The sequence below is a fragment of the Actinoplanes sp. NPDC051343 genome, assembly GCF_044455125.1.
Taxonomy (GTDB): Bacteria; Actinomycetota; Actinomycetes; order Mycobacteriales; family Micromonosporaceae; genus Actinoplanes.
Genome location: NZ_JBITEL010000002.1, coordinates 662,347 through 676,105 on the forward strand (window position 1 = coordinate 662,347; position 13,759 = coordinate 676,105).

11 protein-coding genes are annotated in these 13,759 nt (G+C 73.7%); 4 read left to right on the top strand and 7 right to left on the bottom strand.

The features are described 5' to 3' along the window. Position 1: 1 nt before the first annotated feature. Positions 2 to 958: an RNA polymerase subunit sigma-70 gene (locus ACIA5C_RS10020; protein WP_396053105.1), complete on the bottom strand. Its 957-nt coding sequence runs from the start codon at positions 956 to 958 to the stop codon at positions 2 to 4. 29 nt (positions 959 to 987) lie between these two features. Between ACIA5C_RS10020 and ACIA5C_RS10025 the strand changes: the two genes are divergently transcribed. Beyond that, positions 988 to 1,338: a nuclear transport factor 2 family protein gene (locus tag ACIA5C_RS10025; RefSeq protein ID WP_396052956.1), complete on the top strand. Its 351-nt coding sequence runs from the start codon at positions 988 to 990 to the stop codon at positions 1,336 to 1,338. A 306-nt stretch (positions 1,339 to 1,644) separates the two neighbouring features. Here ACIA5C_RS10025 and ACIA5C_RS10030 read toward each other — a convergent pair whose 3' ends face one another. After that, the gene (locus tag ACIA5C_RS10030; protein ID WP_396052957.1) at positions 1,645 to 2,823 is read right to left on the bottom strand and encodes an MFS transporter; all 1,179 of its coding nucleotides are present in this window, start codon (positions 2,821 to 2,823) and stop codon (positions 1,645 to 1,647) included. Between the two features lie 84 nt (positions 2,824 to 2,907). Here ACIA5C_RS10030 and ACIA5C_RS10035 point away from each other — a divergent pair, with 84 nt between their 5' ends. Further along, positions 2,908 to 3,780 carry a LysR family transcriptional regulator gene (locus ACIA5C_RS10035; RefSeq protein WP_396052958.1) on the top strand — a complete coding sequence of 291 codons (873 nt, stop codon included), beginning with the start codon at positions 2,908 to 2,910 and terminating at the stop codon, positions 3,778 to 3,780. An 8-nt stretch (positions 3,781 to 3,788) separates the two neighbouring features. Here ACIA5C_RS10035 and ACIA5C_RS10040 read toward each other — a convergent pair whose 3' ends face one another. Continuing rightward, entirely contained in the window at positions 3,789 to 4,244 is a 456-nt protein-coding gene (locus ACIA5C_RS10040; RefSeq protein WP_396052959.1) for a GDSL-type esterase/lipase family protein, read from the bottom strand. Then, positions 4,241 to 5,677 (bottom strand): FAD-dependent monooxygenase, encoded by a 1,437-nt coding sequence (locus ACIA5C_RS10045; protein ID WP_396052960.1) that lies wholly within the window; start codon positions 5,675 to 5,677, stop codon positions 4,241 to 4,243. Before ACIA5C_RS10045 ends, ACIA5C_RS10040 begins: the two co-directional genes overlap by 4 nt. Positions 5,678 to 5,772: 95 nt before the next feature. On the opposite strand from ACIA5C_RS10045, the gene ACIA5C_RS10050 reads away from it, so the two are divergent. Further along, positions 5,773 to 8,811, top strand: coding sequence for a BTAD domain-containing putative transcriptional regulator (locus tag ACIA5C_RS10050; protein ID WP_396052961.1), 3,039 nt, complete (start codon positions 5,773 to 5,775; stop codon positions 8,809 to 8,811). Here ACIA5C_RS10050 and ACIA5C_RS10055 read toward each other — a convergent pair. From ACIA5C_RS10055 to ACIA5C_RS10065, 3 genes are all read right to left on the bottom strand, one after another. After that, on the bottom strand, positions 8,808 to 11,039 hold the full coding sequence (locus ACIA5C_RS10055; protein ID WP_396052962.1) for an ArnT family glycosyltransferase: 2,232 nt from the start codon (positions 11,037 to 11,039) through the stop codon (positions 8,808 to 8,810). The two genes, ACIA5C_RS10050 and ACIA5C_RS10055, sit on opposite strands and share 4 nt — an antisense overlap. Beyond that, positions 11,036 to 11,836, bottom strand: coding sequence for a hypothetical protein (locus ACIA5C_RS10060; RefSeq protein ID WP_396052963.1), 801 nt, complete (start codon positions 11,834 to 11,836; stop codon positions 11,036 to 11,038). Before ACIA5C_RS10060 ends, ACIA5C_RS10055 begins: the two co-directional genes overlap by 4 nt. Before the next feature lie 62 nt (positions 11,837 to 11,898). Then, positions 11,899 to 12,789, bottom strand: a complete 891-nt coding sequence (locus tag ACIA5C_RS10065) for an SDR family NAD(P)-dependent oxidoreductase (protein WP_396052964.1) — start codon at positions 12,787 to 12,789, stop codon at positions 11,899 to 11,901. A 101-nt stretch (positions 12,790 to 12,890) separates the two neighbouring features. Here ACIA5C_RS10065 and ACIA5C_RS10070 point away from each other — a divergent pair, with 101 nt between their 5' ends. Beyond that, entirely contained in the window at positions 12,891 to 13,736 is an 846-nt protein-coding gene (locus ACIA5C_RS10070; RefSeq protein ID WP_396052965.1) for a helix-turn-helix transcriptional regulator, read from the top strand. The last annotated feature ends 23 nt before the right edge of the window (positions 13,737 to 13,759 follow it).

Consider the following 13,759-nt stretch of genomic DNA (forward strand, 5'->3'; position numbering starts at 1 on the left):
CCTATTCCTGCATGGAGGGGTCCAGGTCGTGCAGGAACCGCGTGATGCCGGCGATCCGCCCGTCCCGCAACGTCAGCACCAGCAACCCGGCCCGCGCGCCGTCGATGAAACTCGCAAACGCGCACTGGGTGTTGACGCGGGCCGGCACCAGCCGCATTTCCCGCCCGCCGCGCCAGGTTCCGCTCACCTCGAGGAACTCCAGGATCGCCGGAATGCCGTGGTATTCGTGCGGCGCCGGCGGCATCGCCAGCCACGCGTCGTCGGTCAGCAACTCGACCAGCGCGTCGACGTCGCGTACCTCGAAAGCGTCCGCGAAACGCTGCGTGAGCGCCCGCTCCGATGCCGAGGGTGGCGTAGCCGCACGAGGCTCACCGAGAGTGCCCCGCGCCCGCTGCAAGGCACCTTTCACCGACGACGCGGTGGTGTCGAGCAGCGACGCGACCTCCGCGGTGGAATAGCCGAGCACGTCCTTCAGAATCAGCACCGCGGTTTGCCGGGGCGGCAACTGCTGCAGCCCCACGACGAACGCCAGTTCGATCGCCTCCCGCATGCCGTAGCGGGCCTCCGGACCGGGCGCCCGGTCCGGCACGGCCTCCAGCAGGGCGTCCGGGAACGGCTCCAACCAGGTGATTTCGGCCAGGCGTGAGGGTGCGGGCGGGGTGAACGGCGGTCTGGGCGTTTCCGGTACGCGTCGTGCAGCCGACCGCCGCGCGTTAAGGCATTGGTTGGTCGCGATGCGGTACAGCCAGGTGCGCAGCGAGGACCGTTCCTCGAAGCCGTCCCGCCCGCGCCACGCCGCCAGCATCGTCTCCTGCAGCACGTCGTCGGCCTCGGTCCGCGAGCCGAGCATGCGATAGCAATGAACGCGCAGCTCAGCGCGGTACGGCTCGATCCGGTCCCCGAAGTCGTCCACCCGGTCATCCTGGCACCGTTCCGTTCGGTGGCCGAGCGGTGTCAGTACCGGTGACCGACACGAGAGGAATCACGATGAGTGACGCACTGCGGGTGGCCCTGAACTACTACTCGGCGTGGACCGGCCACGACCTCGACCAGGCGATGACGTTCGTCGCCGACGACATCGTCTGCGACGCGCCGGCCGGGCGGCTGGAGGGCGCGGCGGCCTACCGCGAATTCATGACCCCGTTCACCGGCATGCTGGTGCGGGCCGAACTGCTCGGCGCCTACGGCGACGACGAACATGCGGTGATCGTCTACGACACCGAGACCAAGCTGGTCGCGAGCGGGCCCGCGGCCGAGTACGTGACCGTGCGCGACGGCAAAATCGTCCACAGCCGATTCATCTTCGACCGTCTGCCGTTCGCGCAGGCCCGCGGCTAGCCCGTGTTCCGCAACGGCGGGCGTTGCCGGGCAGGTGCGGCGTGGCGGTGATCGACGAAGGGCGAGGTCTGGCGACCAAGCAAACCGAGCGGGTCGTGGGCGACCACGCAGATGGCCCGGCAACGCCGCTGAGACGTACGCGCCGCGGCAGGGCGGAAAGCTCACGCCGGGCCGGACCGCCGTCGAGGACGGCCTGCGCCTGCGCCGTCGCCGGGCTGAAGGAGTCGCCCTGCCCGAAAGGAGTCGCCCAGGGCCGAAGAGCCGCCCGTGGCCGATGGAAGGCGGCCGAGACGCCGACGGCCCGGGTCAGGCGATCGCCGGGACCTTTCTCAGCCGCAGCGCCAAGGCGCCCGCCGCGGCGATCAGGAGGGCCGACAGGAGCACCACTCCGTCCCAGCCGCCGAGCGACCAGGCGGTGCCGGCCAGGCTGCCCGCGATCGACGAGCCGGCGTAGTAGGCGACCAGGTAGAGCGAGGCCGCCTGGCCCGCCGCGACGCCGCCGGCGTGGGCCCGCACCGGGACCCAGCCGCTGGCCACGCCGTGCAGGCAGAAGAAGCCGGCGGTCAGCACCGCCAGGCCGAGCACCACGACCGCCAGATGGCCGGAAAGGGTCAGCAGCAGTCCGGCCGCGGTCAGGACCGCGCCGACCGGCATGACTGCGCGCCGCCCGAACCGGTCGGCCAGCCGGCCGGACACCGCCGAACTGAGCGAGCCGATCGGATAGACCAGGAAGACGGCGCTGGCCGCGCCCGCCCCGAGAGCGAAAGGGGCGGCGGTCAGCCGGAATCCGAGCGCATTGAAGACCGCGATGAAGGCGCCCATCGCGCAGGCGCCGATGCCGTAGAGGGCGAGCAGAGCCGGGTCGGTGATCGCGCGGGCGCTCAGGGCCCGGGTGCGGCGGGCCACGAAGTGCCGCGACGCCGGCAACATCACACCGGCGATGCCGGCACAGACAAGACCGATTATGGCCACGGCCGCGAGGGCCGATCGCCAGCCGTACGCCTCGGCGACCGGTCCCGCGGTCAGCCGCCCGGCCATGCCGCCCAGCGCCGTGCCGCCGATGTAGAGGCCGGCCGCGCGGGCGTGCGTACCGGGGTGAAGCTCTTCCCGCAGATAGGCCGTGGCGACCGCCGGGAGCCCGGCCAGCGCGATGCCCTGGAGCAGGCGCAGGGTCAGCAGCGCCGGCCAGGTCGGCGCGGCGGCGCAGGCCAGGCCGAGCAGGCCGGACAGGACCAGCGACAGGTGGATGAGCCGGGTGCGGCCGACGCGCTCGGAGAGCGGGCCGGTGATCAGCAACGCGACGCCGAGACCGATCGTGGTCAGCGAGAGCGACCAGGCGCTGGCGGCCGGGGAGACGTGGAAGGCGGCGCTGAGCTCGGGCAGGACCGCCTGGGTGCTGTAGAGGGAGGCGAAGGTGGCCACGCCGGCTGCGAACAGGGCGAGGCTGATCCGGCGGTAGCCGGGCTCCCCGGCTCGATAAGTCATCGCTTCACCCTGCTCGGACCTCGGGCTATACGTCCAATGCATCGAATTGAACGCAGCGATGCGATCGGCGTATGATTCCTGGTCGTGCTGATCGAGGATCTCCGCGGGCTGCTGGCACTGGGTGAGTACGAACACGTCACCGCGGCGGCCGCCGCCCTCGGGATCAGCCAGCCCAACCTGTCCCGCCTGCTGTCGCGGGCCGAGGCGTCACTGGGCGCCCGGCTGTTCGAGCGCGACGCCTGGGGCGTGCACCCCAACCCGCTCGGCTCGCTGGCCCTGAGCGCCGCCCGCGACATCGTGGAACGCTACGACCGTCTGCGTCGTGACCTCGACGGCGTGCTCGACCCGGACGCCGGGACGGTGCGGCTGGCGTTCCTCGACTCGATGGCCACCTCGCTGGTGCCGCGGCTGCTGCACGACGTGCGGGCCGCCGCCCCACGGCTGCGGGTCGAGCTGCGACAGGAACCGGGACACGAGATCATGCCGCACCTGGCGGCCGGGGTCGCCGAGCTCGCCATCGTCTCGGGGCGGCCGGCCGGGCCCCACGGGTGGCTGGCACTGCAGGAGCAGCGCCTGGTCGTCGTGGTGCCGGCCGGGCATCGGTTCGCGGCGCGCCGGCGGGTGCGGCTGGTCGACCTCGAGGGCGAGGACTTCGTGAGCATCCCGCCCGGGTTCGGATTCCGCGAGCACCTCGACGGGCTGTTCGCCCAGGCCCGCGTCACCCCGCGCATCGCCTTCGAGATCGGCGACCTGGCCACGATCGAGGGGCTGGTCGGCGCGGGTCTGGGCGTGGCCGTGGTGCCGGAGCAGTTCGCGGGCGCCTCCGGCACGGTCGGCGTCCCGCTCGCCAACGCCGGCGCCTCCCGGGTGGTCGGCCTGACGTGGCGGGCCGACCGCGTCCAGGCGCCGGCCGCCGCACACTTCCTCGCGATCGTGACGGCGGCCGGCCCCTACTAGGCGGGACGCTAGGCGACCAGGCGTAGCCACGCCGCCGCGAGTGCCGCGTGGCCGGCCGGGGTCGGGTGGACGCCGTCGGCCGCCCAGTGCTCCGGCGCGGTCGTGGCGGCGAGCTGGGCGAACATCCCGTCGGCCGCGAGCAGGCGGTCGTAGCCGGCCGCGAACGCCTCGGGCGAGATCACATAGCCGTCCGGGTCGTAGGTGTGCCAGCCCATGTCGTTGCCGCCGACCAGGATTGACACCACGTCCGGGCGGGTGTCGAGAACGTCGGTCGCCCAGCGCGCCTCGAGGTCCATCACCTTGTTGCCGGCGACGCCGGAGGTGAGCCAGGTGACCGGCCGGTCGGGGTGCCGGAAACCCCACTCCCCCTCGATCCACCGCGGATAGCCGAACCCGAGGCTGGAGTCGGTGATCGAGTCGCCGGTGAACATCACGGTGCTCCCGGCCCGGAGGGTGATCGTCATGCCCGGCGTCCCGACCAGCGAGCGGCGGACCCGGCCCACGCGACGATCCCGTCCGGGCGGACCAGAACGGCCTCGACGTCGGTGGGCGGGCCCGCCGCGTACCGGAAACCGGCGGCCTCCGACCGCAAGCGTTGATCGGCGCTGAAGTCGAGCAGGACGGCTTCGCCGTCCGGCATCAGGTCGCCGAGGCGCAGGCCGTCGGCGAGCGGGAAGTCCGGAGCGTTGCGGCCGACCAGCGGATGGTCGCCGCCGAGGTCGTAGCGGAGCGCCAGGCCGGTCATCGCGTCGAGCCGGTTGAAGACGTAGGTGGTCCCGTCGCCGGTGGCGAGCAGGTCGCGGAGCAGGTTCTGGATCGCCTGCGAGTGCGGGTCCGGGCGCATGGCCGCCACCTGGACGCGCGTCCAGTCGAGCACCCGCGCGGCGATCGGGTGACGTTCGGCGGTGTACGTGTCGAGGAGCCCGTCCGGCGCCTCCCCGCGTACGGTCGCCGCCAGCTTCCAGCCCAGGTTCATGGCGTCGCCGAGGCCGGTGTTGAGCCCTTGCCCGCCGAGCGGCGAGTGGATGTGTGCGGCGTCGCCGGCCAGGAGTACACGGCCGCGGCGGTACGTGGTGGCCTGCATCGCCCGGTCGGTGAACGTCGACGCGACATGGACCTCGGTCAGTGTGACGTCGGTGCCGGAGACCCGGCGCAGGACCTCCTGCAGATGCTCGCGGTCGGGTGGCTGCGAGCGGTCGAACGCGCCGCCGTCGAAGTCCATCATCCCGACATACTGGTCGCCGTTGGTCCGCAGGTACATGCCGGCCGGGGTCAGGTTGAACCCGGGCCGCAGCTTCTCCGGGTCGGCGATCGAGGCCAGCATCAGGTAGCCGGTGAGCTGCGGACCGGTGCCGGCGAACTCGTACCCGGCGAGCCCGCGGACCGTGCTCCGGCCGCCGTCGCAGCCGACCAGCCAGCGGCCGGCGTACTCGTCTTCCCCGGCCCGCACGACGACACCCTCGTCGTCCTGGGTGACGCCGTCGACCGCCACGCCGCGCCGGACGTCGACGCCCAGCTTGGCCGCCCGCTCGGACAGCACCGACTCGACCACTTCCAGGCTGGTCAGGATGCCTTCCGGCGTCGAGTTGGCAAGCCGCCCGGAGAGGTCGACCAGGCCCGGGTCGAGCATGATGCCCGCGAAATGACCGGCGCCGCGGAACGCGCCGGGATAGTCGTCGACGCCGGACGCGGCGAGCAGCGCGCCGAGCATCCCCCGCCGGTAGAACGCCTCGACCGATCCGGCCGACAGCCCCCGCATCCCGAGCGGCTGCGCCTTGAACTCCGAACCGGGCGTCGGGTCCCGCTCGAGCACCAGCACCGAGCAGCCGGCGAGGCCGAGCTCGCAGGCGAGGAGAAGACCGACCGGGCCGGCGCCCGCGATCACTACGTCATGCATGAGAACTCCTTCGTCAAGTGGCTCCCCCAGGCTGGCCGGGGACGCTGACACGGGGCTCACACGGCGCTGGCACGACACCCTGCGAAGATCGGACGATGCTTGAGGTGAGGGTGCTCGGCGACTTCCGGGTGTCGCGCGACGGCGAGGCCCTGCCGATTCCGGGCGCGCGGCTGCGGGCGCTGCTGGTGCGCCTCGCCCTCGCCGGGGGGCGGACCGTCGAGCCGGCCGTCCTGATCGACGCGATCTGGGCCGAGGACCCGCCGGCCGAGGCGGCCCACGCCCTGCAGGCGCTCGTCTCGCGGCTGCGCCGGGCCCTCGGATCGGCCGGAGCCGTCACGCAGGGCGTCGGCGGCTACCGGCTCGACGTGGACCCGGCCGGCGTGGACGCCCTGCGTTTCGAACAGCTCGCGAGGACCGACCCCGCCGAGGCCCTCGCCTTGTGGGACGGCGTTCCCGGCACGGTCGCCGCGGTGGCGCCCGCCGTCGCGACCCGGCTGGCCCGCATCGCGGTCGAGGCGGTCGTCGACCTCGCCGACGCCGAGGTGCGACTCGGCCGGGCCGATGCGGCCGCCGACCGGCTGACCGCCCTGCTCGCCGAGCACCCCGCCCAGGAGCGGGCGGCCGGTCTGCTGATGGACGCCCTCGCCGCCCAGGGGCGGCAGGCCGAAGCGCTCGCGGTGTTCGAGGACACCCGCCGGGCCCTGGGCGTCGAAGTGGGCGCCGCCCTGCGGGAACGTCACCTGCGCTTGTTGCGGACCGAGCCGGCCGCGGCGCCGACCAACCTTCCCGCCCCGGTGACCAGCTTCATCGGCCGCGAGGACGACCTGGCCCGCATCGAGACCCTGCTCGCCACCGGCCGGCTGGTCACCGTGCTCGGCCCGGGCGGCGCCGGGAAGACTCGCCTCGCCGTCGAAGCGGCCCGCCGCCACCCGCACCCGGCCTGGCTGATCGACCTCTCCCCGGTCACCGAGCCGGCCAAGGTGGCCACCGCGGTACTCGCCGGGGCAGGCCTCCGCGGCGGCGCCGTGTTCCAGGCCCGCATCGCGCCCGAGGGCGACGAACTGGACCTCCTCGAGGGCCGGTTCCGCGGCCAGGACACCGTGCTTCTCATCGACAACTGCGAGCACCTGATCGACGCCGTGGCCCACCTGACCGCCGCGCTGCTCGCCCGGTGCCCCGACCTTCGCGTGCTGGCCACGAGCCGGGAACCCCTCGCCATCGACGGGGAGAACCTGGTTCCGCTCGGTTCGCTCGCGCTTCCGGGCGAAGACGCGAGCGTCGAGGAGGCCGGGCGGACTGCCGCGGTGCGGCTCTTCGCGGACCGGGCCTCGGCCGTACGCGCGGACTTCGCGGTCGACGCCGACACGATCCGGATCGTCCGCGCTCTCGACGGGCTGCCGCTGGCTCTGGAGCTGGCCGCCGCCCGGCTGCGCACGCTGACCCGCCACGAGCTGGCGGCCGGGCTCGACGACCGCTTGCGACTGCTCACCAGCGGCCACCGGACGGCCTACCCACGCCACCGCACGCTGCGGGCAGTCATCGCGTGGAGCTGGGATCTGCTGGGCGAGCACGAGCGTACGGTCGCCGGCCGAATCGCCGTCCTGCCCGGCGGCGTCACCGCGGCCTCGGCCACCGCGGTCTGTGCCGGCACGCCGGTGCCGGCGGCCGACGTCCCCGAGCTGCTCGCCGCCCTGGTCGACCGGTCGTTGCTGCAGCTCGCGCCGGAGGCCGGGCGCTATCGGATGCTGGAGACGATCCGCGAGTACGGCATCGAAACCCTGGCCACGCCGGCAACCGTGTGGCAAACCGCGGCCACCTATTTCGCCGAGCTTGTCGCCCGCACCGAACCGCGGCTGCGCGGCCCCGATCAGCTCGAGGCGCTGCGGACGATCCGCGCCGACTACGACAACATCGTCGCCGCCCTGCGGCACCACGACGATGCGCTGCGGCTCGCGGTCGACCTGACCTGGTACTGGCAGATGTTCGGCCTCAGCTCCGACGCCGCCTACTGGCTCGGCGAGGCCCTCGCGCGCTCGGCCGTGCGCGGCGTCGAACGCGACATCGCCGAGGCGTTGCTGCTGCTCAACACCATCGCCACGCAGAGTCCGCTGGCGGCCGACGAGTTCGAGGAGAAACGCACGCAGCTGCGGGCGTTCGCCGACCGCCTGCTGAGCCGCCCGGAGCTGCCCGGCTTCCGGGGCACGCTGATCGCGGTGCGGCTCGCCTCCCTGGGCGAGACGAGACCGGCCGTCCTCCAGGGGATCGCCGACGGGCGGGACGTGTGGGCGGCCGGCCTCGCCCGCCTGTTCCGGGCCCAGGCCGCCGAGAACGAGGGCGACCTCGACCAGGTGCGCACCGACGTCGACGGCGCCCTGGAACGTTTCGCCCGGGCCGGCGACCGCTGGGGCCTGGCCACGACATTGCCGTTGCGGGCCCTGCTACGGCAGTACGACGGCAGCGTCGACGGCGCGCTCGCCGACCTCGACGAGGCGAAGCGGCTGGCCCGCGAGTTCGGCTCACTCAGCCTCAACGACGAGATCTTCATCGACCTGCGCCGCGTCGACCTGCACCTGCGCCTCGACGACACGGCCCGCACCACCGAGTTGATCGCGGCCGCCCGCGAACGCGCGCTGCGCTCGACGTCACCCGAGATGGCGATCCTGCTCGACGCGCTGGAGGCCCGCCTGCGGGTCCGCCTCGGCGACCTCGGCCGCGCCCACGAGCTGATCGAGTCGGCCGAGGTGCCGCTGGCCTCCTTCCCGGGCGGCGACCACGGGCCGGCGCTGACCGGTGCGGTGCGGGGCGCCCTCTGCCTGGCACTAGGCGACGGACCGGGTGCGGCCAAGGCGCTCCGCCGCGCATATGCGGCCGCGGTCGCCACCCGCGACAAACCGGTGATGGCAACGGTTGCCGTGGCCGTTGCCGGGCTGGCCGGCTTCTACGGGCGGCACCGCGAGGTGGCGGTCGTGCTCGGCGCGGCGGCCCGGCTGCGGGGCGCCCACGACCGCACGGATCCGCACATCCGGGGATTGAGCGCCGAGGGCCGGGCCGCGCTGGGTGACGCGGAGTTCGAGGCGGCGTACCGCGAAGGCCGGGAATCGAATCCGGCCTCCGCGGTCGCGAGGGTCCTCTAGGACTTCGGCTTGGTCAGGTCGTAGACGGTGCTGCTGCCGACGGTGGTAGCGGTGAAGTTGGCGGTCACCCACTGCTCGATCTGGTTGCCGGAACCGCCACCGAAGCCACCCCGGCCGCCGGACACGTAGTAATGGACGTCGCCGTCGGCGACATACTTCTGGAACCCGGCCAGCGTCGGCGACGGGTCGCTGCCGGTGAACCCGCCGATCGCCATGACCGACTTCCCGCTCGCCAGCTGCAGCGGGGCCGCCTCCATCGACCCGTTGGTCGCGGCCGCCCAGCGCACCTCGCCGGCACTCTTGAGCAGCGTCACCAGCGCGGCGTCGGCTTGCCCGCCACCGCCCGGTCCACCGAAACCCCCACCCTGGTTGCGCCGGGTGCCATCGCTTCCGCGGCCATTTCCGTACGCGCGTGCCCCGTCCCCATCCACGCCGCTGCTCGTGCCGTCGCCGTTCTGGCCGTTGGTCGCCCCATTGCCACCGCTTACGCCCCCCGACCCACTCCCGCTGCCGGCGCCGTTGCCCGCCCCGTTGCCCGTGCCCGCGGTGCCGTTGCCCGCGGTGCCGTTGCCCGCGGTGCCGTTGCCCGCGGTGCCGTTGCCCGCGGTGCCGTTGCCCGCGGTGCCGTCACCGGCCCCGTTGCCGGCGTTGCCGTTGCCGGGGAAAGCTCCGCCCCCTGGAAAGCCGCCGCCCGGGAAGCCGCCTGAGCCACCGCCCGGGAAACCGCCGCCGCCCGGGCCGCCGCCGAAGCCGCCCGTCGACACGCCGGACGGGCCCGAGGTCGGCGTCGATCCGGTGTGGGCGGTGCCGGCCGTGGTCACGCCCCAGGCCGCGCTGCCCAGCCCGAGCGGCAGCACCGCCGCCGCGGCGACCGCCAGCGCCGCCCGGCCCCAGCGGGCCAACGGCACCAGCAGGGCCGCCGCGACCGCGACGCCGGCGACCAGGATCACCCAGCGCAGGGCCGGCGCCCACGACACGCGGCCCAGCAGGACGAAGTCCCAGACGCCGGTCGCCAGCACCATCGCGGCCAGGAAGGCGCGCGCCACCACGCTCGCCCGCAAATCCCACAGGACGCGCAGGCCGATCGCGACCAGCGCGGCGATCCCCGGTGCCAGGGCGACCGAGTAGTACGGGTGGACCGTGCCGCTCATGAAGCTGAACGTCAGCGCCGTCACCAGGGTCCAACCGCCCCAGATGAGCGCGGACGCGCGTACCGGAACTTGCCGCGCCGCAAGCGCAAGCAGGCCGACCAGCGCAACCAGTGCGGCCGGCAGCAGCCACGAGATCTCGAGTCCGAAGGATGAGCCGAACATGCGGCCCAGCCCGGTCGAGCCGCCGAACATCCCGCCGCCGCCTCCGCCGCCGCCACCCCCGCCGCCGCGGTTGCCGTCGCCGCCGAAGATGCGGCCGAGACCGTTGTAGCCGATCGCGAGTTGCCACAGCGAGTTGTTCGTCGACCCGGCGATGTACGGACGGGACGCGGCGGGCCACAGCGATACCAGTGCGACCAGCCAGCCGCCCGAGACGACCAGCGCGGCACCGGCGATGAGCAGGTCGCGGATGCGGCGAAGCCACGACACCGGCGCGCAGAACAGGTAGGCGAGGGCGAACCCGGGCAGCACCAGGAAGCCCTGCAGCATCTTGGTCAGGAACGCGAACCCGAGCAGGACGCCGGTCCCGGCCAGCCACTTCCACGAGCCGCGGTCCAACGATCGGACCGTCGTATAGGCCGCCGCGGTCATCAGGAGGACCAGCAGGGCGTCCGGGTTGTCGAAGCGGAACATCAGCACCGCGACCGGGGTGAGTGCCAGCGCCGCCCCGGCGACCAGGCCGGCGACCGGGCCGAACCAGCGCCGCACCGCCGCGGCCAGCAGCGCGACGCTGCCGACTCCCATCAGCGCCTGCGGGGCCAGCAGCGCCCAGCTGTTGACGCCGAACAGGCGCATCGACAGGCCCATCACCCACATCGCGGCCGGTGGCTTGTCGACCGTGATCGCGTTGCCCGGGTCGAGGGAGGCGAACAGCCACGCCTTCCACGACATCGAGCCGGCCTGGGCCGACGCGGCGTAGAAGTCGTTGGCCCAGCCGGAGGCGGACAGGTCCCACAGGTAGAGCAGCGCCGTGCCGGCGAGCAGCAGCCATAGGGCGGTCCGGGTCCAGGGCACGGTGCGCCGTCGCGAGGGGGCGTCAACCGCGGGCGTGGGCGCGCCGTCGAGGGTCAGCGTCATGCCGGAACCATCGCCCGCCCGGCTACGGAAACGGTGTGGCGAAACTGTGGGCAACCTGTGGAATCGGAGTGCCCGGTCACCGCGCTGCCGGCGGCCGCCCTCGCGGTAGCCAGCCGGGCGGTTTCCCGCACCGCGCCGAACGGCGAGAGGTGGAGTTTCACCCCGGCCGGGAAGCCGAGCAGCCCGCCCTCCTGGGCGTCGAGGCCCAGGCGGGCGGCGAGCGCGGACGGGATGCCACCCGCGCCGGGCACACTCACCCGGACCGGCAGGTCGATGCCGCGCCGCCACGACTCGGCGAGCCAGTTCGCGACCGCGGCCCGGCCGGCGAACTGCAAGGTCACGCCGGCGGACAGACCCTGCTCGGTGAGCGCGGCGGCCTTCGCGGCCAGCTCGGCCCACAGGCGCTCGTCGTCGATTGCCGGATGGCCCGACGGATAGGCCGGCAGACCGACCCACCGGAAACCGTGTCCGGCCAGCAGACCGGAACGGATCAGGGCCAGGCCGTCCGGGAACGGCCCCTCGGGCCGCGCCGGGTCACCGCCGACAACGAACAGCTGGTCGGTTGCCGCACGCAGGACGGTCAGATCAACCCCGGCTTCCAGCCGCCGGGCGGCCAGGTGCGGCACGGCGACGAAACCCATTTCCCGTACGGCGTGAGCCGCCCCGGCCAGCGCCGCCAGGTCGTCGCCGCCCAGGTGCGGAATCGAGACGCGGGTTCCGGGCGGGAGCAGGTCGCGTACGTCCGCAAGCTCGCCCGCCCGGCGGGCGACCGTCTCGAACGAGAAATCCTTGATCATCCGCGCCTCCGATGCACCGTGCACCCGGGTAACGGGCCCGCCGGGCCGGCTATTCCACCTGGTCATACCGCCTGGAGGAGCTCCTCGGTGGTCTCCCGGAGGCGTTGCTCGCGGGCCCGGTCACGGGCGACCGGCTCGACCTCGGTCACCCGGTCCTTCACGACGAACGCGCCGTCGCGCAGGTGTGCCCATCGGGCGTCCAGGGCGAGCGAGGCGAGCGCCGGGCCGGAACGTCGCGGGGTGGAGACGCCGGGCAGGCGGGCCAGGCCGCGGCCGATCGCCTGGAACGCCTCGGGCGTGTCCCGGCCCAGCGAGGTGCCGGGCATCCAGCCGGGCTCGAAGACCGCGACGTTGATGCCGGCCGGGACGTGGCGCTGCAGCTCGTGGGCGTAGTAGAGGATCGCGAGCTTGGCGTTGGAGTAGGCGACGCCGGATGCCCGGAAACCCGGGCGTTGATCGCCGGTCGCGGGGCGGGCCAGGTCGATCGGGTCGCGCCAGTCGGCCTCGGGCACGCCGAGCAGCCGCCGCCAGAAGTTGGCGCTGTAGGTGTTGGAGCCGAGCAGCACGATCCGGCCCGGCGCGACCAGATCGCCGGCGAGATCCCCGATCAGCTGGGCGTGGGCGAGGTAGTTGACCGCGAACGTCAGCTCGTAGCCGTCGGCCGACGCCTGCCGGGTGTCGGACGACATGGTGCCGGCGTTGGCGACCACGACGCTGACGCCCATCCCCCGGGCCTGTGCGGCCGCCTTCCGCACGTCGGCGAGGCTGGACAGGTCGCAGCCGATCTCGTGCACCCGCGCCCCGAGCCGCCGGGCCTCGCCGGCGACCTCGGTGAGCCTCGGCCCGCTCCGGCCGACGAGAACCAGCTCGGGCGGTTCGGGCCGGGCGGCCATGGCGAGGGTGGCGGCGCGGCCGAGGCCACGGGTCGGGCCGGTGATCAGTACGGTTGTCATACGGTCAGGTTCGCGGACGGGCCGGCCGTCAGGCAGTCACTCCGTTGTCGTAGGAACAGCAGGGCCAGGACAACCGGGGTGCGGACCCGGAGACTGGTCGGGTGGAGTCGTGGGAGTTCGGGCGTACGGTCAAACGCTGGCGCGACCGCGTCGCGCCGTCGGACGTCGGTGTGCCGGTCGGCCGGCGCCGGCGGGCGACCGGGCTGCGCCGCGAAGAGCTGGCCGGCCTGGCCGGAATCTCGGCCGACTACCTCACGCGGCTCGAGCAGGGCCGGGCGACCACCCCCTCGGTGCAGGTGGTCGAGGCGCTGGCCCGGGCGCTGCGCCTGCCGGCGGCGGAACGTGACCTGCTCTACCGCCTGGCCGGCCACGCGGCGCCCGGCCTCGACGTCGTCCCGTCGCACGTCACGCCCAGCATCCAGCGGCTGCTCGACCGCCTGTCGCACACGCCGGTCGTCGTCTACGACGCGACGTGGACGCTCGTGCTCGCCAATGCGCCCTACGACGCGCTGATGGGCGACACGACGGTGTGGCAGGGCATCGAGCGGAACGCGGTCTGGCGCAACCTGCTCGGGCCGCGCTCCCGGGTCGTGCACACGCCGTCGGAGCAGGCGGACCACGAGGCCCGGCTGGTCGCCGACCTGCGGCTGACCGCGTCGCGCTACCCGGCCGACCGGGCCCTGCGCCGGCTGGTGGCCTCGCTGGGCGAGATGAGCCCGCGGTTCGCGGCGCTGTGGGAGTCCGACGCGGCACCCCCGCCGTCCGACACCGCCAAGCGGAAGATCGTGGACCATCCGGCGGTCGGCCGCATCACCCTCGACTGCGACACCCTGGTGGTCGCCCTCGATGACCTGCGCATCACGGTATACACGGCGGAGCCGGGCACCGGGGACGCGGAGCGGCTCGCCCTGGCCGTGGTGCTAGGAACGCAGACCCTGGTCGACTGACGCCGCCGACCGGTCGCGGAGGA

Coding starts and splice junctions, on each gene's coding strand:
- ACIA5C_RS10025 (WP_396052956.1), top strand. CDS start 988: ATGAGTGACGCACTGCGGGTGGCCCTGAACTACTACTCGGCGTGGACC.
- ACIA5C_RS10030 (WP_396052957.1), bottom strand. CDS start 2,823: ATGACTTATCGAGCCGGGGAGCCCGGCTACCGCCGGATCAGCCTCGCC.
- ACIA5C_RS10040 (WP_396052959.1), bottom strand. CDS start 4,244: ATGACGATCACCCTCCGGGCCGGGAGCACCGTGATGTTCACCGGCGAC.
- ACIA5C_RS10045 (WP_396052960.1), bottom strand. CDS start 5,677: ATGCATGACGTAGTGATCGCGGGCGCCGGCCCGGTCGGTCTTCTCCTC.
- ACIA5C_RS10050 (WP_396052961.1), top strand. CDS start 5,773: ATGCTTGAGGTGAGGGTGCTCGGCGACTTCCGGGTGTCGCGCGACGGC.
- ACIA5C_RS10055 (WP_396052962.1), bottom strand. CDS start 11,039: ATGACGCTGACCCTCGACGGCGCGCCCACGCCCGCGGTTGACGCCCCC.
- ACIA5C_RS10060 (WP_396052963.1), bottom strand. CDS start 11,836: ATGATCAAGGATTTCTCGTTCGAGACGGTCGCCCGCCGGGCGGGCGAG.
- ACIA5C_RS10065 (WP_396052964.1), bottom strand. CDS start 12,789: ATGACAACCGTACTGATCACCGGCCCGACCCGTGGCCTCGGCCGCGCC.